This is a genomic window from Mesorhizobium ciceri biovar biserrulae WSM1271 (assembly GCF_000185905.1).
GTDB classification, from domain to species: domain Bacteria; phylum Pseudomonadota; class Alphaproteobacteria; order Rhizobiales; family Rhizobiaceae; genus Mesorhizobium; species Mesorhizobium ciceri.
This window is the reverse complement of the sequence record NC_014923.1, coordinates 5,983,650-6,009,658: the sequence shown is the minus strand read 5'-3', so window position 1 is coordinate 6,009,658 and position 26,009 is coordinate 5,983,650. Positions and strand designations below refer to the sequence as shown.

13 protein-coding genes, 9 pseudogenes and 1 other annotated feature are annotated in these 26,009 nt (G+C 58.8%); of the genes and pseudogenes, 12 read left to right on the top strand and 10 right to left on the bottom strand.

The window, feature by feature from the left end; translation table 11 throughout:
* Nucleotides 1-474 precede the first annotated feature (474 nt).
* Nucleotides 475-2,442: an acyltransferase family protein gene (locus MESCI_RS29030; protein ID WP_013533482.1), complete on the bottom strand. Its 1,968-nt coding sequence runs from the start codon at nt 2,440-2,442 to the stop codon at nt 475-477.
* A gap of 2,480 nt (nt 2,443-4,922) precedes the next feature.
* On the opposite strand from MESCI_RS29030, the gene MESCI_RS29025 reads away from it, so the two are divergent.
* The 9 genes and pseudogenes from MESCI_RS29025 to MESCI_RS28985 form a co-directional block, all read left to right on the top strand.
* Nucleotides 4,923-6,227 carry a lysine N(6)-hydroxylase/L-ornithine N(5)-oxygenase family protein gene (locus MESCI_RS29025; RefSeq protein ID WP_013533481.1) on the top strand — a complete coding sequence of 435 codons (1,305 nt, stop codon included), beginning with the start codon at nt 4,923-4,925 and terminating at the stop codon, nt 6,225-6,227.
* A 594-nt stretch (nt 6,228-6,821) separates the two neighbouring features.
* Nucleotides 6,822-7,997 carry a TlpA disulfide reductase family protein gene (locus MESCI_RS29020; protein WP_013533480.1) on the top strand — a complete coding sequence of 392 codons (1,176 nt, stop codon included), beginning with the start codon at nt 6,822-6,824 and terminating at the stop codon, nt 7,995-7,997.
* Between the two features lie 779 nt (nt 7,998-8,776).
* Complete coding sequence (locus MESCI_RS29015) at nt 8,777-8,980, top strand: CCE_0567 family metalloprotein (RefSeq protein WP_013533479.1); 204 nt, start codon at nt 8,777-8,779, stop codon at nt 8,978-8,980.
* Entirely contained in the window at nt 8,977-9,288 is a 312-nt protein-coding gene (fdxB, locus tag MESCI_RS29010; RefSeq protein ID WP_013533478.1) for a ferredoxin III, nif-specific, read from the top strand. The genes MESCI_RS29015 and fdxB overlap by 4 nt, the downstream gene beginning before the upstream one ends.
* A 112-nt stretch (nt 9,289-9,400) precedes the next feature.
* On the top strand, nt 9,401-9,514 hold the full coding sequence (locus MESCI_RS33215; protein ID WP_338048537.1) for an exopolysaccharide production repressor protein: 114 nt from the start codon (nt 9,401-9,403) through the stop codon (nt 9,512-9,514).
* Between the two features lie 376 nt (nt 9,515-9,890).
* Complete coding sequence (locus MESCI_RS29000; RefSeq protein WP_013533477.1) at nt 9,891-10,904, top strand: 1-aminocyclopropane-1-carboxylate deaminase; 1,014 nt, start codon at nt 9,891-9,893, stop codon at nt 10,902-10,904.
* Nucleotides 10,905-11,323: 419 nt separating this feature from the next.
* On the top strand, nt 11,324-12,070 hold the full coding sequence (locus MESCI_RS28995) for a LuxR family transcriptional regulator (RefSeq protein ID WP_013533476.1): 747 nt from the start codon (nt 11,324-11,326) through the stop codon (nt 12,068-12,070).
* 119 nt (nt 12,071-12,189) lie between these two features.
* Nucleotides 12,190-12,357, top strand: a complete 168-nt coding sequence (locus MESCI_RS28990; RefSeq protein WP_015319221.1) for a hypothetical protein — start codon at nt 12,190-12,192, stop codon at nt 12,355-12,357.
* 129 nt (nt 12,358-12,486) lie between these two features.
* A pseudogene (locus MESCI_RS28985) lies at nt 12,487-12,720 on the top strand (transposase); the annotation flags it as partial.
* A 260-nt stretch (nt 12,721-12,980) separates the two neighbouring features.
* Here the strand turns inward: MESCI_RS28985 and MESCI_RS28980 are convergent.
* A pseudogene (locus MESCI_RS28980) lies at nt 12,981-14,024 on the bottom strand (IS110 family RNA-guided transposase).
* A 65-nt stretch (nt 14,025-14,089) separates the two neighbouring features.
* Here MESCI_RS28980 and MESCI_RS28975 point away from each other — a divergent pair.
* Nucleotides 14,090-14,628 (top strand): annotated as a pseudogene (locus tag MESCI_RS28975) (IS3 family transposase); the annotation flags it as partial.
* A gap of 441 nt (nt 14,629-15,069) precedes the next feature.
* Here MESCI_RS28975 and MESCI_RS28970 read toward each other — a convergent pair.
* The 4 genes and pseudogenes from MESCI_RS28970 to MESCI_RS33370 form a co-directional block, all read right to left on the bottom strand.
* Nucleotides 15,070-16,827, bottom strand: coding sequence for a CocE/NonD family hydrolase (locus tag MESCI_RS28970; RefSeq protein WP_245263017.1), 1,758 nt, complete (start codon nt 16,825-16,827; stop codon nt 15,070-15,072).
* Between the two features lie 880 nt (nt 16,828-17,707).
* On the bottom strand, nt 17,708-17,890 hold the full coding sequence (locus tag MESCI_RS28965; protein ID WP_013533473.1) for a hypothetical protein: 183 nt from the start codon (nt 17,888-17,890) through the stop codon (nt 17,708-17,710).
* A gap of 320 nt (nt 17,891-18,210) precedes the next feature.
* Nucleotides 18,211-19,341 (bottom strand): annotated as a pseudogene (locus MESCI_RS28960) (IS110 family RNA-guided transposase).
* Nucleotides 19,342-19,970: 629 nt separating this feature from the next.
* Nucleotides 19,971-20,336 carry a hypothetical protein gene (locus MESCI_RS33370; RefSeq protein ID WP_420845286.1) on the bottom strand — a complete coding sequence of 122 codons (366 nt, stop codon included), beginning with the start codon at nt 20,334-20,336 and terminating at the stop codon, nt 19,971-19,973.
* 275 nt (nt 20,337-20,611) lie between these two features.
* Between MESCI_RS33370 and MESCI_RS28950 the strand changes: the two are divergent.
* A pseudogene (locus MESCI_RS28950) lies at nt 20,612-21,382 on the top strand (IS110 family RNA-guided transposase); the annotation flags it as partial.
* Between the two features lie 384 nt (nt 21,383-21,766).
* On the opposite strand, the pseudogene MESCI_RS28945 reads toward MESCI_RS28950, so the two are convergent.
* Nucleotides 21,767-22,033 (bottom strand): annotated as a pseudogene (locus MESCI_RS28945) (transposase); the annotation flags it as partial.
* Here MESCI_RS28945 and MESCI_RS28940 point away from each other — a divergent pair.
* A pseudogene (locus MESCI_RS28940) lies at nt 22,010-22,972 on the top strand (IS110 family RNA-guided transposase). The pseudogenes MESCI_RS28945 and MESCI_RS28940 overlap by 24 nt on opposite strands.
* A gap of 578 nt (nt 22,973-23,550) precedes the next feature.
* Here the strand turns inward: MESCI_RS28940 and MESCI_RS33125 are convergent.
* The 3 genes and pseudogenes from MESCI_RS33125 to MESCI_RS28930 all read right to left on the bottom strand — a co-directional run.
* Nucleotides 23,551-23,763 (bottom strand): annotated as a pseudogene (locus MESCI_RS33125) (transposase); the annotation flags it as partial.
* A gap of 600 nt (nt 23,764-24,363) precedes the next feature.
* On the bottom strand, nt 24,364-24,534 hold the full coding sequence (locus MESCI_RS32885; protein ID WP_245262921.1) for a hypothetical protein: 171 nt from the start codon (nt 24,532-24,534) through the stop codon (nt 24,364-24,366).
* A 496-nt stretch (nt 24,535-25,030) separates the two neighbouring features.
* Nucleotides 25,031-25,682: pseudogene (locus MESCI_RS28930) on the bottom strand (IS3 family transposase); the annotation flags it as partial.
* Nucleotides 25,392-25,507 (bottom strand) — a sequence feature (AL1L pseudoknot). (Overlaps the previous pseudogene by 116 nt.)
* Nucleotides 25,683-26,009: the final 327 nt, after the last annotated feature.

The window sequence follows — 26,009 nt, the reverse complement described above, 5'->3', positions numbered from 1 at the left end:
CACTTGGGTGAACTATTCAGATATCGGGAAAAAGATCGCGGCGGCGCGACGCTCCTCGAAGGCAGTGCACGAGGCCTGACCGATCATATGCTCCGGTCTTGAGTTGCTTGTCGAACTCTCGCCCGAGACGGCTCCAAAGGCCGTGCAGCGGCGCTGCTCGACGCTATCGAAGCACGGCCGCGGCAGGTTGGCCTAAGTCGAGAATGGTAGCTTGGCTTAATTCAGTTGAGAAAGACAGTCGTTAGCTTGGTGCACGGGTTAGGACCTATGCTCCGGCCAGCACAGCCGTTCGCTCAAGGCAATGGTCTTTGCAGCGCCGGACCACAGGCTGCCATTGTTCCCGGCTGCCCCATGTCGAGGGCAATTGCAGCTTCATAGAACTCAAGACGAGTGCCCTCAGGCAGCTTAAGGTAGGGCTTCGCCGCAGCTCGTGATGACCTTTAGCTGGCGCCGGACGGAAGCAGTGTGCGATCCTCACTGCCCCGGAAAGCCTGCCTTAGCCGAATTCATGGCTGACGAAGAGATGAGCTTGGCGAAAATAGGGGCAAGCATATGCTGGCTCTCGCGCGAAAGATGGATCGCATCAAGGTAGTAGATGTCTTCACCTGATTTCAGCGGGCACTTATCCTGCCCACACAAAGCTGGGACTATGGGGACGAATTGTACGCTTCGTGGCAGCAGATCCGCGAGGATTTGATTGTTCTGCCAAGACCTCTCGGCCCGCATGGTGGAGCACGGCGCATCGCCATTCATGAAGTCCGCACGGATGAGGCAAGTCAGCACATCAGTGGGCGGTTCTGGGGCTGGTCCAACCACTGCGGTCTTGATGCCACGGGTCGCCAGTGCGGCCGCGGTCTCTTTAATGGCAGACGTGAAGTTCGCTTTGGAAGCCTCCTGCGAAGGCCAGCTTCCATCCTTCGAAAGGAAGCTGCCTCCACGCCCCGAGTAGGTGTTCCAGCGGCCTGCCAGGATCACGAGTGTGACGTTGCCATCGGCAAGAACCGATTGGAGAGCGGACGCATTGAAGGCCGGGCAATCCGCTCTCAAGGGACTGGCGGGAAGCATCGTCATGTCGGGAAAAGGAGCGCACCCCGCCTTTGTGATCTGTCTGACGCGCACGCCTGTCGTCCGGGCGGCCTCGTCTAAAGCAGAGGCAAGATGGGCAGCCTGAGAATCGCCCCACAAAACGATCCTCGGAGCGACATTGCCGGAGCCAAGGAGGCATTCGCCCGTCTTGGGAATGAGCCCGCCACGCCGGAGGCAGGAAGAGGATTCGAACTTGGCCCTTTCCGCTCTAAGCGCTTGAACAGACGGGCCGCCATCAGGCCCCCGACTGGGGAAACCGGAGCTGTTGATGATCACCAGGGACAGACAGCACACCGCAGCCGTTGCGCCGGCGGTCGGTACCATCCACTTCCAGCCTGTGGCCCTCCGGCGAAACGGGCGCTCGACAAAGCGCCAGGAGAGTGCTGACGCGAGCACAGCGGCCGTCAGGACGGCGACACGTTCAGAGACGAACAATTCTCGATTCCGATAGATGCCTGCAAAGACCAGCAACGGCCAGTGCCAGAGGTAAAGCGAGTAGGATGTGAGCCCGACGAAGGCGGCAGGCTTGATCGACAGCCCTCTCGAGACCATCGTGTCGCGGTGAAAGCCGGCGGCGATGATAAGCGCCGCTCCAATGCAGGGAGCAAGCGCGTATAGGCCGGGAAATGGCGTATCCTGATTGAGCAGGAAGATGGAAGCGGTGATGAGCGTCAGACCCGAGGCAGCGAGGAGTTCCGCAATCGTTTGGTTTGGCTTCATTGCCTTAGCCACAGGCAGCGCGATCAGCCCGCCCGCGAGCAGTTCCCAGGCGCGCGTCGGAAGCATGTAGAATACAAAGGCCGGATCGCTCTGGAGCCAGTGCTGAGCTGCGGTGATGGAGATGATGCCCAGCGCCGCGACGATCATTGACGCCCATGGTCTCAGCCATCGCATCATGAGCACGACTGCCAAAGGCCACAGCAAATAAAACTGCTCCTCGACGGCCAGGGACCATGTATGCAGGAGCGGGAGCGAGGTCGCGGCTTCAGTGAAATAGTTGGTGTTGACGTAAAAAAAGAAGTTGCTGGCGGAAATCGCAGCGGCGATGGCGCTGTTGCCGAAGCCGATGAACTCTCCTGGCGGCAGCACAAACCACCCCATCGCAAAACATGAGGCCAGCATCGCGAACAGGGCAGGAAAAATCCGTCGGACACGGCGGTGATAGAAGTCCAGCAGCGAGAATTCGCCCCTGTCGGTGCGCTCGATGATGTCGGAGGTGATGAGGAAGCCGGAGACCACAAAGAAGATGTCGACCCCAACGAACCCGCCGCTGACCGCTGAAAAACCAGCGTGATATAGGACAACCGGAACAACGGCGACGGCCCGCAGACCGCTGATATCCGCTCGGTACTTCATGCAGCTGATCGTCCTCAGAAGGTTCCGAGCAGCGTTTTTCATGGTCGTTACGCATCGTAAAATCGATAGTTTCGATGAAGTGCATCTACGGTATGAATGCGGCCCATCGCGTGCGACTAAGAACCGAACCAGACCGGACACAAATCGCGCAACGCACAATCACGCTCGATTAAAGTGAAAGACGGCTTTTCACTAGAGGCGAACCCGTCCGGTCACCGGCCACTCCGGCTTGTCAGTGTGCGCAGTGGTGCGCCGATGGTACGGGGCGCCAAGGCAAAGATCGCCACTCCAGCGCACATGAGCTTGAGATCATCAGTCGGATCGATCGCCTGCTGCCTTGCGTCAGCTTGACTTGAATTGATGTGGCCTTGCTCATCTCTTCCGCGGTCCTTGTGCCCACCTAGCGCATGTGCGCAGTATCCACCTTCACCGCGCCCGTGATGTCGATCGGCGATTGCCGCGCGTCCGTTGAACAGACGAAACCTATAAGCGCGGCTGGACGGCCGGTCAGAAACAGCACGCTGCCGAATTGGCCACCTACCGCAGCTGCGAAGCAGGCCAGTCATCTCTCAAGCCCGATCTGCTCTCCTCCTCGACAATCGACTAGCTCGCCCGTGCCACGTGGGGCGGTTCCGATTGGGATGATCGGCATCGCCGATCGTACGGTTTCTCATAAGTAGATCGGGCGTCGAGCTTGCAGGCGAGTTGCGCAGGCATCGGTATGGAGCTCTGGGGTTCGGATCTTGATCGCATGCGAGGCGCCCGAATTCACATCGTAGATGGGCTCCATCGAAACAATCTATTTTACGGAGAGTAGCGAACATGAAAAAGCGTCGATCGGGAGGCGACGCCCACCGGAAATCTCTCCAGGTCATGCGCAAGGCGGAAGGTGGAGCGGCGTCCTCCTTCTGATGCCTAGGGTACATCCTCAATTTAGTCGCTCGCTTCCTGGAGCCATCCTGCAGCGTCACGAGCCTGATCATTTGTGCTCGCGACCGGCGGACCCGTTCGGCGCGACCGGCAGACGATCTACATTCCTCTAAATCCGATGCCGTGCGAGCTTCTCAACACTCCGAAGGGATTTTCGGCGAAGGTGAGCTATCTCAAACGGTATGCCGTCCGCTTCGCTCCGGACTTAACGGCGCAATGGATGTCGCCCGAAGCCGGATCGTGGGTTGGACCCGAGGGTGCAAAGCGGTCTCGGCGTATGAGATGCATGAAAAAGCTGCAGACGTTATCTCGATGACGATACCTTACTGAACCAACCGCGCGACGAGGATTGTCTGGCCAGGAACAACGTCCCGACCTGGTGGCCGCGCGCTCCTTGCCGCGATTTGGCGCGTGCTGGCGTCTTCAACGCAATCGCTGCTGATAGCTTCGAGCCGCTGTCGGCTTCCACCGTAATCGACGGCGGCTGCGCCGGCGGAGATGTAAGCTCGAGCGCAGCGGTCGGACTAATGGCCCACGTCATCGGCATTGACCTCGATGAAGCGAGCTTGTGCTGGCGCGCGAAGAAGCTGCCGCGCGCACCTTATTCGAGTGCTAATGGGAGCGTCATGCGCCGTAAGAATGCTATGCCTATCGGATCATGGGAGAGATCCACGTCGCCTGACACATGTGACATTACCGGATTCCCCGGACGGCGCCCATCTGAAAAAAACGCTAGAGTTGGTCAAGCTGGTGCTGTTCCGAAGGGCGACGAAGTGCAAACCTTCAAGGCCTGCCGTTCAACGTCGGATACTCGACACGATCACAAACCCGCTGTCAGTTGGTTCCATCAACGTTTCATCCTGGCACGTCGATTGAGGGAACATTCCGAACACATCAGCGCACGTCCTGCCATGATCAGGCTAAGCGAACAAGCTAGCCCACCCAAGCGCATTTTTCGGGATCGGAGCTACCCTGCTAGCTTACCGGTAAGAGCACCGGGACAAATCTGCCGCCGGTGCAAGGTTTCCCTCCTCAACGTCGGATAGCCGACACGATCACAAACCTGCTGCCAGTTGTTTTGATCAATTTTCCTTCTGGCACGTTCGATGCGGGGAATCTTCTGAACACATCAGAAGGATGTCCTCCTAGGGTCAGGGTCACTGAAGAATGCTGTTGCCGCACTGGGACCGCGCTTCGGCTGATCCACAACCGGTCAGAAGTGGGCGCATCACCTTGGAGGCGAGCGACTGCGCCCGATTCATACGCCGAATAAGGTCGGTAAGCATCCGCTGAGCGAGACGCTATCATCGAAGCGGGGTGGAAACGTCGATCCCGCGCACGGCCCCCACGTCACCGACATGAGTGTCGATCTCATCCGTTGGCTGGATCCCTGGGCCTCACACAGCCGACCACACGAACGCCGGGACAAACGCTAGCGAATCCAGCCGCACCGGGGTCGAGAATGGCCGCGTAGTGCGGAAGCCGAATGACCAGGCCGATGTTCGCCGCGAGCATCGCCTGTTTGGGAAACACTTATAGGAGCAGGACAAGTGGAGCTCTCTTGCATTGGAGTGGGTGCTGGACCGTCTAATCTCAGCCTTGCGTGTCAGATACACGAGCAGATCGGTCGAGGGGCACTGTTCTTGGATCGGCAGCTCGACTTCCGCTGGCACCCCGGCAGCGCATTGGATTCGCCGGAACTCCAGGTCAACCACCTCAAGGATCTGGTCACGCTGGTGAACCCGCGATCAGCCTACACTTTCGTAAACTACCTATACGAGAACGGGCGTCTATTCCACTTCCTGAATGCACAGTTCGAGGCCGTGCTCAGAGCTGAGTTTGAGCAATACCTGAACTGGGCCTTCCACCGGAACCCGCTTGTCTGCGGCGGCGAGACTGTGCGCGAAATCCGCTTCGAGGGCGAATTTCGGGTGTGGACGGACGACGCAGTTCGTGGCGCCAGAGACCTGGTGATCGGCACCGGCAAGCAGCCGCGGATTCCGTCTCAGTTTCGGGGCTGGACCGGACGCAACCTGTTCCACTTATCGGATTTACCGCGCATCCATCCTGAGGTTTGGAAAAAGGACGTTTGCGTGGTTGGTGGAGGCCAGTTGGGAGCCGAGGTGCTTTTACACCTTGTCGGCCTGCCAAAAGAGCGGCGGCCTCGATCGATCACTTGGGTCTCGGAGTGCGAAAACTATCAGCCCATCGACAACAGCCCGTTTACAAACGAGTTGTTCATAGCGTGCTCTTCGGATCGCTTGGCGGCAATGAGCGAGTCGCAGCGCAAACTGTACCTGAGGCGTTTCGTGCTTGCTTCCGACTGCATTTCGGAAGGGACGTTGCGCGCGATTTATCAAGCGCAATACCGGCACGCGTTTTTGGAGCCAAGCCACTGCGAAATCACACTGCGGCCGGGCTACACCGTCTCGTACTGCGTCAACGCCGGCGCGGGTCACAGGCTGAGCCTGCGCCGCGGCAGGAGTGAGGTCGAAGAAGTCACGGCCGACATCGTCATCCTGGCCACCGGTTACGAGAACGCGTTGCCAGACTTCTTGGAGCCGATGGCGGGCCGGCTGGAAAAGAGCGACAACGAATTGGCTATCCGCGAAGATTTTTCCGTGTGCTGGGACGGACCGCCTGAAAGGCGCATCTTCGTACAGAACGCGACCCTCGGGCAGCGCGGGCTGGCTGATCCAAATCTAGGCCTGCTGGCCTGGCGAGCGCGTCGCATCCTCGACAGCCTCCTGGGACGCGTGCCGCAGGCGAACCGCGAGCAGGCCGGCTTCATCAGACCTGCCCCCGTCGACAACTGGCCCCACCTCGTCGCGGAAGAAATGGGCAGCGGGATATGACCTACGGCTACTGATCATCGGCGGGGGGGCCGAGGAATGCTGTCCGCCTTCGCTGCAGCGAAGGGCGGGGTGGATGCGGCGTCCGGGTCCCTGCGAAACAGCATTCGCGCTGTCAGCTCGCACTCGACGCTGGGCCTCATCGACAACGGCTTTAGGAGAAAAGCTCAACGTAACCGGGCGGCACTCAGTCGTTGCACGCGGGAGCCAGTCGCGGACCTAACCCCGCCCTTTCGAACGGCGCCGAAGTGCTGCTGCTGGAGAAGCCGAGGCCATCTGACCGCAGAAGAGAGCCAAGCTGTTCGGTTTCTTACGCAGGAGTGGTTGCGGTGTCCAAAAACTTACGGCCGGCAGAAATTTGTCGCGTCGAAGACAGCTGGCCAACTGGGCCTATGAGGTTTTCAAAGGTAACTATGGAGTTAACGGGCACTAAGCGTGCTGGCACGGCCCTTGCGGCAATACTCGTGAGGGCTGACCGCATGAGAACACGCAAGCCGGATTGGTCGCTACCAACTCGTGTGTTCCGCTCCTGAGAGAGAGAACGACCAGCTAACGCATAAGCGCCAGGAAAGGTGTGGGAATTTGGAGTACGAAACGGTGTTGCGTATTGAGTCCCCCGCTCCGCCAATCAAAGTGGACACTTGGCTGCGTGGCGAGCCCATCACGAACTTTCAGCCCGGCAAGGTCTGTCTTGTTGAATTTTGGGCGACTTGGTGCGGACCTTGTGTGGCGGCTATACCCCATCTGATGCAGCTGCAAGAGAAATATCAAGACAGTGGATTCGAGGTCGTCGGAATCGCAGCTAGCGAACAGGCTCCAACCGCAGACGAGGCGCGGACCAAGTTGGATGCGTGGCTGACCGAGAGGTTCCCGAATCTGAATTACCGGATTGCGTTCGATTTTACTGGTGAAATGAACAGACTATGGATGCAGGCGAGTTCTTCTCCCGGAATCCCTGAGTCGTTCCTGGTTGATGGCGACGGCCGCATCGCTTTCATCGGACACCCGGCGGAACTCAATGAGGTTCTACCCAAAGTTCTGAACGGCAGCTGGCGCAGCAGCAATGAAGCGAGGGCCGCCGACATAAGGCGGATCGCTACTAGCCAACGCACAGCGCGCGAACGGGCCCGGACCAAACCGATATACGCCAAACTTAAGCCCGCGACACAGACCGAGGATTGGCCGGCCGCACTCTCGGCAGTTGAAGAAGGCCTGGCATTGATGCCGGACTATATCGGGTTTCGGCAAACTCAAGCGAATCTTCTGCTTCACAAGCTGCGGGACATGCAGAGCGGCTTGCCAGTCATGCGCCAGTTAGTCGAGGACGCGATCAACAAAAAAAACGAGGCCGTGTCTTGGATGGTCATGGCCCTGAATCAGCTCTTCGATCCCGCGATAGACAACGCCCATCTTCCCCGTGCTGAGCGCTTTGCGATAGGCAACACGCTCTCGGAACAAATCCTGACACTGAATCCCCCGGATGGCGACGGGCGCCTTAAATTCCGTTGCTACCTCCCGGTAGCTCAGTATTACCACGAGAGCGGCAACAACGCTCGCGCGATCGAGTTGATCGAAGCGGCACTGGAATCGCTGGATATTCCGGAGCCAATGCCTGATCACATCAAACAGACACACCTTAGCCCCTTGCTTCAAGCCCTGGCCGACTACACGGGTGAGAACGCCTGTTGCGGGGACTTCTGTGTGGCACCGCAATCAAGGCTCCTGAACACTAAAGCGGAGTGGCCTCATGAGCAGAGATTGCAAAAGGCATGACAAGGAATTGAACCCTGATCAATTCGCTCAATGCATGCGGCCCGCTCGCAGTAAGTATGCCCATGCAGCACCGAGGGGATCGTTTGCTGTAGGTCAAGGCTGGGGCGTGAACGACCTCCAAAGACGGATCGCCGCGGACGCGATGTTCGACGAGAATTTAGCTATCGCGGAGGACGTCACAGTCCAGGACATGTTCAAGGTCGGCCCAAGCACAGCATTACCTGGAACCCGGCCCGGCCAAACCGGAGGGCGGCCGCGTAAGCGGCCCGAAGTTGGCGCAGCCGAACGCAGAGCTCGCCCTCTGAGGACGACACTGAATTGAGGAAACGATATGTCTCACACCGCGCTTGCTCCTGCCCGTCAAGAAGGCAGCAATGCCCTTGCCCGACAGACCATCGAACGGCTCCTGACGCTGATCCGTGCTCAGGACAGGCGATGCCAGGGCAAATCGGACCGAGCTGCTGGTCGACTTCATCATCACAAAAACTGCGTCCTTCAGATCCCGATCATTGGCGATTCTGCTGTGTAGGCTCGACATATTTCACACAGCAGCGGGGATTGTGATCGAGGAGCGCTCTTTCGTCACTACATCGCCAACAATGATGAAATCGATCGGGGTTTCGTGGTTTTCACGGTCGGGCAGTTAATCGTTTGAGACGTCCACCGCGTCCTCTTCGAGACTTTCCGGAAACTTGCCAGCACGAAACTGGGCGACGTTGCGACTGCGTTCATTGCCTGTCCGACGTTGCGAGGATGAAACAGAATTTCGAGGAAGGCTCATGTCAAATCTGGATGAGATGGTGAAGAAAGTCCGAAAGCTGCAACTGCGCGCGGCGATTGCCAAGACGAACTTGCGCGACCTTGCCGAGGGCCTCCCGAACAAATGGACTGAGATAGCGGAAGTCGCCGAGACAGCGCACGCTGTTTATGCCGAGTTGAATAGTGCCCGGAGAGAGCTCGCCAAAATGAGGACCTTACGATGAAGAGCATCACCCGCGACGGCTCCAAATGGGTGCCGGAATATCTGGCCGCTATCGACGAGAAAATCTGTATCGGCTGCGGTCGCTGTTTCAAGGTCTGCTCGCGCGGGGTCATGCATCTTCACGGCGTGGATGACGCGGGTGAAATCCTAGGCATCTGCGACGGGGAAGACGACGACTTCGACGGTGAGCTCAATCGTATGGTCATGGTGGTGGACCATGCCGGCCGCTGCATTGGCTGCGGAGCCTGTGGCCGTGTCTGCCCAAAGAACTGCCAGACGCATGTCGCGGCCGACCAGATTGCAGCATGAGCAGCATCAATGACGGGATAGGAGAACGGCTTTGGACCTCATCATCTTTAGTCGACTCGCGGCAGTGGTTTGGAGCGGCAACGCTGTGTCCGTTCTCTCCGCTTAGCACGCGATCCGTCTAGCCGTCGTCGCTACGCTGGCCTGTTCGCTACTGCTCCAGATGGTTTATTTCGGCAGCGTGCTCTTTCTGCTCTGGCGGTCCAGTGTGCTTGTCGAGCACAGGTAAGGGTAAGCCAACGCAGTTGGAACGAGCCGCCATGAGATGACGAGTTGATGAATGAATGTTCAGATGGATCTCAGCTCGTTCTGACTGGGCTATGTGTTGACGCTGTGTTGAGGCGTAGTGACAGAGCGGAACTCACGTTCACGCCCAACAAGGGACATCGAATTGATAGGACAAGCATACAGGTGGGCTTGAACTGGCCAGAGGTTCGCCACGCACATAGGAGGCGTCGCAGCACGCCGGCACGGGTCGATCGAACGGAGACGCGGCGATGATGTTGAGTCACTTCTACAACGTTCCAGAACATAGCTGGCTCAGCAAGAACGCCCATGGCCTAGACTGAAGGTAGTTCAGCTTGATTACCTCTGCTGGAGAAAACATGCTGAAAAAGTTCCCACGCTATCCGCTCACCTTTGGCCCAACGCCGATCGAGAAGCTCGATCGCCTCGGCAAACATCTGGGCGGCAAGGTAGAGATCTACGCCAAACGCGAGGACTGCAATTCAGGTCTTGCTTTCGGTGGAAACAAGCTGCGTAAGCTCGAATACATTGTTCCGGATGCGATCGCGTCAGATGCCGATACGCTGGTCACCGTAGGGGGCGTGCAGTCCAATCACACCCGGATAGTCGCAGCGGTCGCCGCCAGGATCGGCATGAAATGTCTTCTGGTTCAGGAGAGCTGGGTTCCACATGACGACGTTGTCTACGACCGGGTCGGCAACATTCTTTTGAGCCGCATCTTGGGCGCAGAGGTGCGCCTGGTCGACGAGGGCTTTGACATAGGTGTCCGCCACAGTTGGGAAAAAGCGCTATATGACGTCAAGGCACGGGGCGGCAGACCTTATGCGATACCGGCCGGGGCCTCTGTCCACAAATACGGTGGCCTTGGCTATGTGGGGTTCGCTTACGAGGTGCGCGCCCAGGAGAAACAGCTTGGGTTTGCCTTCGACTACATTGTGGTCTGCACTGTCACAGGTTCAACGCATGCCGGCATGATCGTCGGGTTCGCGAAGGACGGTCGACAGCGCAACGTGATCGGTATCGATGCATCCGCCACTCCAGCAAAGAGCAAGGCGCAGGTGCTTAGTATTGCCCAACATACAGCGATGCTCGTCAACCTCGGAACCGATCTTGTCGAGGCTGACATCGTGTTGCTCGAGGACTACGCGTACCCGCGCTATGGCGTTCCGTCTGAGGAAACCAAGCAAGCGATCCGTCTGTGCGCGCGTCTCGAGGGTATGATTACTGATCCGGTCTATGAGGGCAAATCGATGCAAGGGATGATCGACCTCGTCCAGAAAGGCGTCTTTCCAGAGGGGTCGAGGGTCCTTTACGCCCATCTGGGTGGCGCGCCCGCAATCAATGGTTACGGCTACACCTTCCGTAACGGCTGACGGGCGACAGCTCGCGTATGCCGCCGTGCCGTGCCGGACGTGTCCACGACAGTGCCGAACCGGAAAGGCCGGAGCCAATTTCGCGGACGGTCGATGATCTGGTAATAACGTTCAGCGCGTTCCGCGCAGAGGGCTCGCGACCAAATTCCTCCCTGGGCGGTTGGGCCGTCGAGAGACACGAGGCCGTTGAGTTCGTGCTCCGCTGCCATTCTGCGACCCAACGATTGTTCACTCCGCGACAAAGTGCGTTCGGTTCATCTCCTGGGTACCTACCCAGCCCATTGCAATCCGAAGAAAAGCTTTGCGCCCAAGTTGGCACGACTCTTGAAGCTCTGTCGACAGGGCCAGATTCCACCACGCAATTGGGATGCTGGGCTGGAGCAGCTCGCACCAATGAGAACGCAACTGAAGGAGAGATCATGGAATTCTCGCGGATTGCGGCCGAGTTAGGCTTATTCCTCGACACGACTAATGATGTCGCTGAATCCGAACAGTTGTTCGAATTGTTGTCCGCGTTTGCGCTGAATTTCGATTGCCCGTGGATAGCCTATGGCCCGCTTGCACCAGAACAAAGGGTTTTGAAGCCGACCCGACCGGACTCTGCGATGATGTGGAATTACCCTGATGAATGGCAGGAGCGCTACTTAAAGATGGGTTATGCCAAAATAGACCCGCTCATCAAGAAAGGTCGAAAGGGGGTAGGGCCCTTCCGGTGGAGTGAGGTTTATACCCACGAAAGCACAACTGAAAATGAACGCCGCGTCCTGGACGAGGCGGGGACGTTCGGCTTGAAGTCAGGCGTTACCGTTCCGCTACATGGCCCCGCTGGCAGCTTTAAGCTTATGTGTTTTGCTAAATCCGCGGACTGCGAATTGGAAAATAGAGCGATCACCTATCTGCAAATTGCCGCGGTACAGTTTCATCTGAGGGTTGCGAAGCTCGGAACGCAGAGGTCATCGGAGCACGCCTATAAGATCTCTGATAGGGAAAGAGAGTGCATTCATTGGATATCGAAAGGAAAAACGTCAGGGGAAATAGGGACGATATTAGGACGGTCCCAAAACACGGTTGATTTCCATGTGAAAAACGTAATGCGGAAGTTGGATACGACCCGCAGAACGGCACTTGCTGCGAAAGCTGTGGAACTTGGGATTATCGAACCATAGGAAGGAAGATTCGGAGAGCTCGGTGCGCGGCCTGTCGTGGAGCTCGAGCCTCGTCATACGCGGCGCCGATGGCTGCCCCAACCTCCAAATCCATCACTCGCTCGCCCAGAAGGCCTATCATGTCCCGCAAGAGACCGGAATCCACATTCCTCTCCAAGAGCGCACGCATGTTCGTCATGTCATCGGTCATGGGTGATTCCTTTAAATCAGGTTGGTACCCGCAACTGAGCTTTGCCGGGAACATCGATGACCGCCGCAATGCCGCTCGCTCGCTGCGGCACTGTTGAGGGCGCTCGCGAGCGGCTTCCGCAACCGCGGCGCTACAGCCTGTGGTGACGTGCTCCAGCGGTCGTGACCTTGCCCCTCTGATCTAATCCGGTTTGAAGTTCGTTCTGGCCCAGCGAGAGGACCAGGACATGAAACGCAGCCGCTTCTCTGAAGAGCAGATCATCGGAATTTTGAAGGAACACGAGGCCGGGGTATCGGTTGCCGATCTGTGCCGCAAGCACGGGGTCAGCGACGCCTCGATCTACAACTGGAAGGCCCGCTTCGGCGGGATGGATGTCTCCGAGGCTCGGCGGCTGAATGCGCTGGAGGACGATAACACGCGGCTGAAGCGGCTTCTGGCCGACGCCATGCTCGACAACGTTGAAGGATCTTGTGGGAAGGAATGTATGGTCCGCCCCGTCCGTGCAAGGGTTCGCGACATCGCCGATGACGATTCCAGCTGCGTAAATGATCCGGCCTCTCGCGAGTGAGCTGCTGTTGCAGCCAGGCCATGATGAGATCCGCGCACGCCGTTCCCAATAATGGTTCGGGCACGAAGCCCGCTTTTTTGCACAGGGCTTACGGCATGCTGATCCACTGTTTCGTCATCACTATTCCCGAGCCTTGCAATCGAGCCGGAGCGTCAGGCGAAAGCAGGGTCCCTGCGTTCGTAGAGCGCTCCCGGCTTGGTCAGGACAACCCAGACAATGCGCGCCATCTTGGCGGAAAGTGCGACAACAGCTTTGTTCGGGTGCATACGGCTCTGCAACCCGTCAAGCCAGCTTCCCAGGCGATCCCGGGTTCGATCCAGGTGACGGAAGCATGATCGCGCGCCATGAACGAGCAGCTTGCGAACGTAGCGGTTCCCGCGCTTGCTGATACCGAGTAGCTTCTGCTTGCCTCCGGTCGAGTATTCTCGAGGGACCAGCCCCAGCCATGCGGCCAGGTCGCGAGCCTTCTGGAACTGGCATCCGGTGCCGACGGCCGCCAGTAGCGCGGTGGCTCCCAATGCTCCGATTCCGGGGATCGTCATGAGCCGGCGGGCAACATCTTCTCGGTCTGGATCGCTGCGATCTCCCTCGTCACGTCGTTGATGCGCTGCTCCAACTGGCGCAGATCTGCGAACAGGTCCACGAGCAGTTTGCGCATTGCCGGCGTGAGGTCATTCGAAAGGTCATCGAGAACCAGTGGCAAGTCGAGCTTGAACAGTCCGGCGCCCTGTCTCAATGCGATGCCGTATTCCAGGCAGAATGCTCGCATCTGGTTGATCAGACGGGTTCGCGTGCCGATCATCTGGTCGCGCACCCGATGCAAAGCTTGGAGGTCGGATTGCTCCTCGCTCTTGATCGCGGCAAATCGCATCGTCGGCCGCGTGGCTGCTTCGGCGATAGCTTCGGCATCGATGATGTCGCTCTTGTTCGACTTGACGTATGGCTTCACGAACTGCGCTGGGAACCCTGTGCCCCAGTGCCTGAAGTCTCCTGGCGATCCATTGCGATCCAGCGCACGATTCCATCCCGACGATTGCCGGCGCTGCCCGCTCAAAGAACTTCATCAACGTATCGCGTCGGAAGCGAACTCGCTGGACGGGCTCGCCGTCGCTGCCCAAGCCGACGACGTGGAAGATGTTCTTGCCGATATCGACACCATAGACGGCCGCAGGGCGCGGCGCATTGCGTGGGGACATTGCAACCTCCTTTGTTGTGACTGCCCAGATGATGCTGCGGGAGGACGGGGCGGACCATCCCATTAATGGTGACGCCCGCGGCCAAGCGGAAAGCTGTCGCTCGCCTGAAGGAAGGCTTCGGGATGAGCGAACGGCGGGCGTGTAAAGCCATCGGCTGTTGCCGCATGACGGTTCGCTACGAGACCAGCAGGCCGGACGACCGCGAGGTTCGCGAACGGATGAAGGCGATCGCGCAGGAACGTCGTCGGTTCGGCTACCGGCGTCTTCTCGTGATGCTGAGGCGGGAGGGCCTGGTCGTGAACCAAAAGAAGCTGTTCCGGCTCTATCGGGAGGAGAAGCTCGCCGTTCGCCGCCGTGGCGGCCGCAAGCGGGCGATGGGGACCAGGGCGCCGATGCTGGTGCCGCTGAGGCCCGACGAGCGCTGGTCGCTTGACTCGTATCGGACCAGCTCACCGACGGGCGCCGCTTCCGCATCGTCGACGACTGCACGAGAGAGTGCCTGGCACTCATCGTTGATGCGTCTCTCTCGGGCATGCGGGTTGCCCGCGAATTGGACCGGCTCATCACCGAGCGCGGCCGGCCGAGGATGATCGTCAGCGACAACGTCCTAAGAGCGGAAGGAAATGGAGCGTGCAGTCAACGTCTCTCTGTTCGTCAGCATGCTCTTGCTGCGTAACGTTGGTCAAGTCATCGAACCAGGCGGCTCCCGCCGGCAAGGGAAAAGGTCTCGTCCATAGCAAACACAGGGTACGCACGCAGGCGGCCCTCACCGTCCTCAACACGAGCTTCTGATCCAGGCGGAAGACCCGAACATTATCTACAGGGTCATCGAAGCGATGCCTCACGGCCCTACGCACGTCTGCGGTCTTCACCGGATGCGTACGGCAGAAACCTCATTGTTCAGAAACACGCCGAATGATGGTGTAGGCGGCGCATCACCTTTTTTACGACAGAATGCGCAAATTACTTCAAGGCCGCAGGGCATGAACCGGATAAACGTGCTCTGGTCCGCGGTCCCGCCACTGCCGTTAATATGCGCTATTGGTCAATGTTGAGACGGGATTATGGGCAGGATCACACAGGATTCGAGCCCTGGCTGGTGAAAAACGCGCTGGTGCGCAACTATCGGTTCAGTCTCTTGGAATGGGTTTGCAGTCCCACCATTCAGATTGCGATCGTACTGCGTGAACCACGAACTCATGACTTCGATACCGATTCGGTGGCCTGGAAGGAACCGATTCCCGGTTGCGTCCATTGAGAACTCGAAGAGGGTTGGCTCGTGCGGCTCTAGGAGGCGAGGGCTAGCGAGAGAATCGCGGTATCGGGCACGCAGGACGCCACGAGTCAGGAACCTAGCCGAACCATCGGGATAGAGGTCAACAAGACGGACATGCCAGTCTGTATCCCGCGCCGATGACGACGCATACAGCCTCATAGTCACCCAACCGACAACATCCAACGGGGCCGTGAGCACTTCACTCGTATAACACAGGACGCCCTCGCATCCTCGAATCGCTCGATCATCCACGGGCCCTGCTTCCAAGCGCCACAGCATGCGAGGCGATTCACGAGGGTCGTAAACGTAGGAATCTGCTTCCTCGGCGCTCGTTGGAGGGCTCCACGAAAGCTGTCCGTCGCTCCGAGCATCATCATTCTGCGGGGCTCGGAGGTACAAGGACGTGTACTCAGTGGTCACGAGTGGCCAATCGTCCATCGCCCACCACTCGTTGGCGCCCGCTACAAACACCCTTACTAATGACTCCTTGCTCAATTGATTCTGTTTGCCTTTGAGCCAATGGTCGTAGAACTGCAGGATGTAGTCATCGAGGCTAACCACAGCTGACGGGCCAAAATCAAGTCCTGATAGGGTGGTCGTCTTGTTTACTCGGTGTGCCCATGGCCCGATGACCAATCGTTGCCCGCGCCTAGCACTCTCTGTGAGTCCCTGATCGCGCATTCGCTCAAAATTAAGTGGAGAGCCGGGAAAGTTCATGTCCCACCACCCGGTAATACTAAGCGCTGGGACGGCCATTCGTTCATAGCGCTCATAGGAGCCGGCGGCCCAGAAGCCGTCGTAGGTGGGATGTTCAAGCCACTCCCGCCACCAGTCTATTGATGCTCCGGCCATCTCCGGAAGGCAGCTGGAAGGGATGGCCTCGAAATACTCCTGCTGTTGCGACCATATCTCGCTGAAGTCGGTGACTTGCCAGCTGCGATCTCCCATACCGACAGCCCATTCTCCGAATGATATGAGCAGCGCACCATTAAAGATTGGCTCATTCCGCCACAGCGACCCCGGCGGCGAAACGATAGGAACTATGGCGCGCAAATGTGGTGGAGCCTCAGATGCGGCGTACCACTGCGTTTGACCGACATACGACGTACCATGCATGCCGACATTTCCATCGCACCACTCCTGTCGAGCGATCCATTCGATGGTGTCGTAGCCGTCGATGGCCTCATTGAAGTACGGCTTGAATTTCCCGCCGGAGTTGAAGCGGCCTCGAACATCGACTACTATCACGACGTAGCCGTTCTCAACAAGTTTCCGGTAGAACTCCGCACTCCAAGAGCGCTGGTTTGTCTTGTCGTATGGCGTTCTGATCAGAATCGCAGGCGAAGCACGTCCAAGGGCTCCGTCCGCACAGATCAGGTCAGCAGCCAACTCGACCCCATCGCGCATCGGGACACGCAGATTGTGCACCGTTCTTATGGTCACTGTCTCGGAACTTTGGGGCGACGCTGCCGGCCACCTAAATCCGCGAATGATCCGTCGCTCCACTGCTTCTTCCACTTCATTCATCCTTCTTGGGCTCGACTTGGGCACACCCAGCACCTGGCGGAACACGCGTAGGACGTTGGCGTCTTGCCGACACATTTCGGGCATTGCGAGCATCATGTCTGCTTGGGTCGCCACGATATGTGGATTTGGTTGCGAATATCCTCCCACATGTTCAGAAGTAAAGTGGATCGAGAATCCGGCTACTAGCGATGTAATGACGACTTCATCGAAGGAGGCGAGGAACGCGAAGAGGGCGCTGGCCGAACCCCAGCGGCAGCGTCATCCTCAAAAACGTCTGCAGCGGCCCAGCCCGCATGCTCATGACGTTCGCAAGAGCCGCCGAGACGATTACGACGACGTAGGCGAGCGCGCCGGACCCTCAACTCGTCCGAAGGGCTGATGCGCGTCGGCATCGCACCCACGGAGATCGCCGATCCCTCCTGAATTAAACGTCTGCGGTTAAAGTCCGAAAATTCAATTATTGTACGATTAGGTCAAATACTATTTGCATATATCTGCCATCTAGACATTAGATGGACGCTGAAGCTTGCAATGGGCTGATGTGATAGACGACCTCCCATGCGGGATCGCTCGGTCCGATCTTAGCTTGTGGGGTCACACAAGCGACAGCTGTCCCGAGGAACCCAGCGCGTGCCACTGGGTCTGGAAAGCGTCAGGCACCTCCCTAGTGCACGAGGCGAGCAATCGGCAAATAGGATGGTTGCGATGAATTTGCGCCAGCCGTTCGTCGATCTCGCCAAGGCGCGTGTTTAGTTTGTTCAGTTCGCCGTCCTGACCAATCAGAGTATCGAGGCAAAGCAGGCTTCAATGGGCATGGCCTCGCGGATCTCTTCGAAAGCAATCGCAATGTTATCGACGCGTTGCCGCCCCTGCGGGATGATCAGACCGTATTCCGCCAGATGAGCTTGGATCGCGCACGCCACCATTGTCCGCTGCCGCGCACCAGAAGGACGCAGGCCGGTTGCAACATCAGGAATGCCTGATCCTGCTCGGACTTGAGTCGGACCAAACCAAATGCCAGCTCGAGAGACAGCCTCACAGATTGCAGCAGCATCCGCAGCATTGTTCTTCCGTAGGGCTCACATGAGGAGCTTTGGGTCAAGCAAGCTTATCAGGGTGCCATCTGCAGGTCTCCTGCGCTGTTTCGGCATCCAAGGTCTGAGCCCGTTAAGGAGGCGGCTCCATATCGAGCACGCTCAAACTCACATTCGGTCGCCGCTCAAGGCGGCTGCACCATTATCCCGCATGCAGCGGACAGGGCTCAGGAAGACGAGACCATTCTTAACTTCGGCATTTCGGGCCATACCCTACGCCGGTTCGTCCACCCGGATCCGCAGGAATGATCAGGTCCTGGTAGGTTGCTTAGTTTCGCAAAAGCTATCGTCATACGCTGTTCGTCGCGGCGCCTTCGATCAGCACACCGGCGGTCACATATTTCCAGAGCGCGACCAATAATTTTCGCGCTAACGCGACGATCATCGGCTTCTTGAGACGACCGCCATTCCGGCTCACCCGTTCATAGAACCACCGACTGAGTTCCGAGGCCGGCTGGTGCCGCGGCCACAGCCATGCCAGTTCCACGAGCGTGGCTCGTAGCCTCGGATTGCCGGCTTTCGACACGCCCTGTTCGTGAGCGATTGATCCACTCTGCCACGGTGTGGGGGCCAAGCCCGCATAAGCGGCAATCTGGCGCCGATTGTCGAAGTGACGGAAGAGTCCTTCCGACCACAGGGCCCCGGCGAAGCCAGGGCCGACCCCTTTTAGCTCCAGCAACATGGCCACCCGCGCCGACGCGGCGGCGCGCTCTGCGGCAAGCAGGGCATTCCGCTCCGCCTTCACCACATCGATCTGCTTATTCAGCAGTTCCAGGAGGTCCAGTTCACGGCAAGCCACTGCTTTCAAATGCGTTGGCAACGGTCGCCCATCGCCGGTTCGCAGTTCCTCTAGCCGCTGGTGCCGATCATGGCGCCGTGGCTCGTAGTCGACGATCCCTTGTGCGAACAACAGTCCCTTGAGACGAATTGACGTGCCGTATGCGCTCGTTGATGAGCGTCTTGAGCTCGCGGCAGAGGCGGCGGCGGTCCTCCTCCTCAGGGGTGGGCACCCTGACCATCGCACACACCCGAGGCTCGCCTCGCTTGTACGCCAATAACGCGCGAACCAGCGCCTCGCCATCGATCTTGTCGGTCTTCGCCCGCCGGCGTCGGCGTGAGGTTGCGATCGAAGCGGGATCGACGATGTGGCTTTCGAAGCCTTCCTTCTCCAGGACCCGATGAATCCAGAAGCCGTCCAATCCGGCCTCCTGAATGAATATGATCGAAAAGTGCCGCCCTGTTCGCACCCGCGCCTTCTCCTGGAGTTGGCTAAAGCGCGCGAGGAGCGCTGCAACATCTGCGCCAGAGACGGTATGCTTCGACATTTTCTCTCCACCGCCTGGCGACGGCGAAGTGATCAGCCAGATCGATCGACTGAGTTCCAACGAAACGAAAATCGCGCCCCAAGATCGGTGCGGATAGGGGTCGGTGTTTCGGGTCATTCTGCTGCATCTTGCATGGTCGCCTCCAGAGAGTGAAATTCAGCAACCTCACTCTGCAGAGCGCTGGCCGCTATCCACCTCCTCATAGGATCTTAACGTGTAGGACGGTGGAATGACCGCACGATCTGGTGATTGTCGCGCAGCGCGATAGCTGCCTCGATCGGCCTTTGGGTATAGGAACAGCTTGGCCAAGATTTCGCGCAACCGAATGGTCCATAATTCCTTGCCGATGATTCTCGTTGTAAGGACAGCGCGAGTTCCTGGAGACGTGGGTGTCCCAAAATTTGCCTTGAAGCCCAAACGGCCGTCCAAAGAAGGCCCGAAGCTGCTACCGCTCCGGCCCTCGCGTACTGAGCCGCAAATACTCCGCCTCTCGACATCCGCTGCGGCATAGCGGTGGGTCGTGGCGACCGGCGGCACGGATCGCTGTGTTTGGCGAACCCGAGAATGTGCTCTTCCAACGTTCTGATTTCTTGCTCAATGCGTGCGCGGACAGCCAGCAACGCTGAGACAGCCCCTTCCAGCCCAAGCTCTCCCGCGCAGAGCTCGCGAACGGATTCCTCATATTTCCTTCCGCTGACCTTCCCGACAATCCTGCCAAATGTCTTCAAAAGCCCACGTATCTTTGTTCCGAGATCGCGGCGCATGTTGACCAGCTGGGCACGGGAGGAAAGCAAGGTCCGCACACGATGGCTGTCGAGGCTCTTGACCGCACTTTCTTATACCAGCCGCTCCGAATAAGCTGGGCTAAGCCGTAGGCATCATTGTCATCCGTCTTGTTCAGCTGAACCGACAATGCCGCCTTCGCATGCCTGGCATCAAGGCAGACGACAGGAAGGCCGTTTTCCCGGAGTGCGTGCCAATGCCATGTGCACAACGGTCCTGTTTCCAGGCCAATCTTTACAACTGATGGTGCATGTTTGCGAATGGCTTCAGTCAAAGCTTCCGGTGTTGAGGCAACCTTGCCAGCCACACCACGGCGCCGGCTTCGTCAAGAACGCATACCGACGTCAGGTCGAGGGAACATCCAGACCAACAAAGTGCTTCGTCATTCCATTTCTCCACATGGCGAGATCAAACGTCAGCAGTTTAGCTGAGTGCTCGATGCTCCGCGATCACGCCATGTAATCGCGGAAGCGAGTCGCCCTGAAACCAATCAATAGTCTTGGAGAGCGGCTGTTCCCCGATAGGATGGAGATACGGGCTCACGACTGGACGCCGGGCCCAAGCATCGAATGGAGAACAGCCATGGAAGAATATATCGGTCTCGATGTGTCGATGAAAGAGACGGCAGTCTCGATCCGCCGAGCAGGTCAACGGATCTGGCGCGGCAAGTGCGCATCTGATCCCAGCATCATCGCCGAGCTCATCCGCAAGCGGGCGCCAGCCGTGAAACGCGTGGTGTTCGAGACCGGACCGCTGTCGGTATGGTTCTATCATTCACTGCGCACCGAGGGGTTGCCGGCGATCTGCATCGATGCGCGCCATGCTAAGGCGGCGCTCGATATGGCGGCGAACAAGACGGACGCTAACGACGCCGATGGTCTGGCGCAGCTCGCGGAAGTCGGGTTCTTTCGTGAGGTCCGCGTGAAGGGATTCGACAGCATGCTGACTCGCACGCTTGTCGCAGCGCGCACCCGGTTGGTCCGAATCACTACCAAGCTTTCCAACCAGATCCGCGGTGTCATGAAAACCTTTGGTCTGCTCGTTCCCGCCGGAAAGGGAAGCACCATCGAGAAGAACGTCCGGAGCCTTCTTGCCGATCAGGACGGACTTGCATCGATCGTGCTTCCGATGCTGGAAGCCTGGCGTGGCATTCGCATCCGCGCCGCCGAACTCGGACGGCAGTTGGTCCGGGACGCGCGCCAGAGTCAGGCTTGCCGCATCCTCATGTCGATTCCCGGCATCGGTGCGATCACCGCAACCTCCTTTACCACAGCCATTGAGGAGCCGGACAACTTCAGGAAATCCCGATCGGTTGGCGCGTGGATCGGCCTGACGACATGCAAACCGCGGTCTCTTTCACCGATACATCCAGTGCACAATAGTGTTTCATGCTGCGCTTCTCCGTTTCCTGCGGTCGAGGCTGTTGAAAGACATGACCTCGTTCCCATCAGCCAGAAGCGCAGCACCACAATCCACAAGGGTCAATGGTAAGCCTGCAAAGCCAAATATCCCATCTAATCGCAATGTTGATGACAAGTATCTGCACGTCTTAACACGCGTGTGCCGGGTGCAGGGTTGTCTTCGCGGTCGACATTAGCCGCCGCATGATGGAGCTTCGCGGGTCGAGCCTTCAATGTGGACGACGCACTTTGCTGAGTCAGCGGTGCAACCCATCAGCGGAATGGCTCGGCTCACGTCCCGGCAGGGACACCTTAAGCGTTTGAACGCTATCCGGATTTATGCGGCTGCTCCAGCATTCGGATTAAAGATCTCGCCGGTCTTAAGCAACGTATGCTTATAACCGCCAGTTTGCGGGCTACGGCAACGGCGGCTCGTTTGAAGCCGATCCTCTCCCGGAGCTGCAGACCCCACGTGCGCAGAGTGCTGTCGGTTGAGCTGCGCGTCAGAATGACCGCCGCCGCTTCGTAGAGAAGCCCCCGCAAATGGCGATCGCCACGTCGGGATATATGGCCGTCATTAATCGACTTCTCCGGATTGGTAGCGGCCATCATTGATGAAACAGGAAAAATTTGCCGCGAAACAAAGGTTACTACTCACCCCGATGATTTGATCTCGGTGATAAAGGACCCGAAGTGGCAGATTGAGCGGATCGGTCTTGAAGCCGGACCACTGTCGCAATGGCTTTACGAGGGACTTGCCAAGGCAGGACTGCCCGTGATCTGCATTGAGACCAGGCATGCCAAGGCATTTGAAAGCTCAACCGAATAAGACCGACCGTAACGATGCCCGTGGGATAGCCCAGATGATGCGCGTCAATCTCTATCGGCCTGTGCATGTGAAGACCCTGACGAGCCAGAAGCACTGGGCATTGCTGACAGCGCGCAAACTCTTGCAGGGAAAAGCCATCGCCATCGAGAATGACATTCGCGGATTGTTGCGCAATTTCGGCCTGAAAGTCGGATTGGTTGGAAAGGTTAAATTCGAGGAGCGGATCAATGGTCTCGTCGAAGACAGGCCTGAGCGACATCATGCAGCCTTTGTTGACTGGGCGCAAATTGCTGCGCCAAGAGTTCACCAAGCTGCACAAGAAGGTCTTGGATTTGGTCCGTGAGGATGAAGTCTGCCGCCGGTTAACGACGATCCCCGGCGTCGGGCCCGTTGTCGCTCTGACCTATACGGCAACCATCGATATACCTGCGCGGTTTGCACATTCAAAGGCAGTTGGTTCGGTGCTCGGCATGACGCCGTATCCTGTTGTGGTGACGCGATGATGCGATCCCTGCTTTAGCAGCGCAGGTCCTGCTGGCTAATGTCAAGAAATGATCTTGGCTAAAAGCCTGGGCGGTGAATATCGCCAAACACCGCGGCAGGCAAAAGGCGGTTGTAGCTTTGGCCCGACGGCTTGCGGTGATCATGCATCGCATGTGGAGTGACGGAACCGAATTCTGCTGGACACGGGAGAGCTTGCCTGTTGCTGCGTAATTAGCAACCAGGATAGCGAGAGCCAAAGGAGACAATAAGATTCCGCCGCCGGTGGAAAGAGTCCTTCGCAGGACGATGGATGGGGCGAGTTCGCATGGTTGCTGTTGCGGTCTCATGTTGCGATCAGGTCGCCGATTAGATTGTTCCGCCCCATTCTTCTGGTCCCATAATGGGAGGGCCACAAAGGCCGATCCCGTCTCAGGGGATCTGAACCATGATGCAGAATGCGCATCGGTAGGCGAAGCTCCGGGGCGGCGGGCCCATTCTACGTCCGCGGTCTGAGGACCATGTGTAGCTTCGGGTTGCCGCCACCTCGGATCATCATCGGCAGACCGTCTGCGGGCCAGCCAATTGGGTGTGCGTTGCTCTCCTCTTCCCACGTGTTCCCACCACGCCGCACGCAAACTGACGCCCTGTGGCGCCTCGCCCGTGGTGACGAGGCGCCACAGCGCAATCAGAAGCTTGCGCGCCAGCGCCACGATCATTGTCTTGCGCGTGGCCTTGCGGCCGTCCGCCGTGCGCGCCTGGAACCATCGGGCCAGCGCACCGTCCTTCTGGAAGAGGAGAAAGCGCCAGCCCAGTTGGATCACGCCATGCCGCACGCGGGCACTGCCGGCGCGTGCAAGCCCCTTCTCGCGCCGGCGTTTGCCGCTCTCGTCGAGCGAACCCGTGAGTCCGGCATAGCGCGCCACCGCGCGGCGATCACGCAATCGGCGCGACAGGATCTTGTGGACCAGCATGTCCGCCGTCTCTACACCCACGCCGATGACTCGTGCGATGAGGCGCACCATCGCATGCGGGCCTTCTGGTGCAGCCGGAGCCGCGGCGAGCCTACGCAGGCGGTCGCCCTCGATTGTGCGGATCTGCGCACGCAGGAGGTCGAGCCGCTCAAGCAAGCGGTGCAACTCGGCGCGGGTGTTGTCCGGCAGCGGCGTTCCCTCCGCTATGCGGATGGCGATGAGCCTGTCGGCCGCATTGCGCAGACTCAAGCGGAAGCTGCGAATGCCGAAGCGGGCGAGAATCGCCTTGATGCGGTTGACGAGCCGCGTCTGCTCACCAACCAAGGTCTGTCGCTCGCGGTTCGGCCGCCGCGCGTCCTCTTCTTCGAGCGTCGGAAGCGCCGCCATACTGCAATGGCGCTTCTCGCCACGCAGCCGGCCGAGAAAGGCGCGCATCAAAAGCTCCGTGTCGAGCCTATCTGTCTTGGCACGCCGGTGCTCACGCGACACCGAAACGCTGGCAGGGTGGATGGGGCATAGGCCTCGATGTCGCGCGCCCGGCAGCCAGCGCGCCAGCCAAAAGCCGTCGCCGGCCGCCTCCTAGGCGACGGCGATCCGCTTGATCGTATGCCCGGCCTGGGCCGGCTTCGCCGCGCCAGCGCTGCATCAGCTTCAACAATGATGGCGCGTCGGCAGCAATGGTATCTTTAGCGGCTGGCGCTTGAATCCCGGAACAAGCGCGGCAATCAGCCACTTCGCCTTGCTCATTTCGATGACGGCGACGATCGTGTTATCCTGTTCGAGAGCGGTAAGGGACCGGCTTGCGTCAAAAGACTGTGGCATGGGGCGCCTCCTTCTGAAGAGTTGCTTCTAACAGCGCCGAAAGATGCCACACCCTCGCCGCTTGCCCCACATCTACGCCCTGGGACACGATCACTACTTCACTGCCGCATGACATGGACTCACATTAAAGTCCGCCGCTCTAGCTCAAGCAATTGTGGCTTCCGCCTAGATTCCTCGTTCATACGCTGGACATTCCACGACTGGGGAGGTTGCCGGTCGCAGTCCTTGTCCTTGCGTCCCGCAAGTCCATGCCGCTGCCATGGTCTGGCTGTGTTCTCCCCATGGCTCCCTGCAGGCGACCTACATGTACGCCCAAATTCGGATGCCGCCGACATACGTCTCCGGCGACCTCATCAGCATTTCGCCTCAGCCCTCGGCCTCAATTCCCTTTACCTGCGGGCTACGTGACCCTGCCAGTTGACGCCAGGTCACCGCCGCTTGGGCTCTTGCCCCATCACAGCAGAGCAGAGCATTCTTCAAATCCTCCTTTCTCGATGCCGGGACGGGGCGCACCGTAGGTGAAGTCGGAGACCCACAGCATGTTCGGCGCCTGGGCATGGAACTGGCGGTTGACGTGATCGAGAGGGCATGGCGCCGCCTTGTCGCTCACTGTGGCGCGGATCGGCTTGCCGCGGATGATGCCTTCGACGCCCATGGCCTTCATCAGGCGGGCAACCGTGCAGCGGGCGACGTCGAAGCCCTCGCGTTGCAACTGCCGCCAGACCTTGCGAACGCCGTAGACGCGGAAGTTAGCCTCGAACACACGTCGGACCTCATCGTTCAAAGCCTCATCCCGCTTCGTCCGAGCCGACACCGGGAGGGATCGATGCGCGTGGCGACATGGTCGTGGTAGTCGACGGGGTGATCGGCAGCACATTGCAGATCGGCTCGATCCCATGCGCCTCGCGGTGATCGTCGTGAACGCGATCATGGTCTGAACCGGCGGTCGAGCTCAGCCTGGGCAAAACACGCGGAAGCCTTGCGAAGGATCTCGTTGGCCTGGCGAAGCTCGCGGTCCAAAGCCTTGAGTCAGCCACTGTCGCGTTCGGCCTTCACCCAGTCATGCAGCGTCTGCGCCGTACGGCCAATGTTGGCGGCGATCGACGAGACCGCCGCCCACCGCGAGGCATGCTCTGATCCAGAACCAGCCGAACCGCGCGGGTCCGGACCTCGGGAGAGAACTTGTTAGTCGTCTTGCTTGCCGTGGCTCGACTTTCTCAGGAAGTTGGAGCCTCCGATCAACCCGGGGCGGTTCAGAACGGTCCCGAAGCCGCCGCAGCGTGAGAAGCGTCACCCTACCAGCTTTGACAGTTCCTGAAAAAGCTCAACATGCTATGTTTCAGGTCCAGTCAGCGACCAAAGGGCACAACTCGCTGGGTCACGCGAAGCTAGACAAATGAGATTGGCCGCGCTCAGGCAAGTGCGGAGTGCGATGTGTCCTAGTTGCTTCCTGAAAACCGCAGGCGGAAGACGAA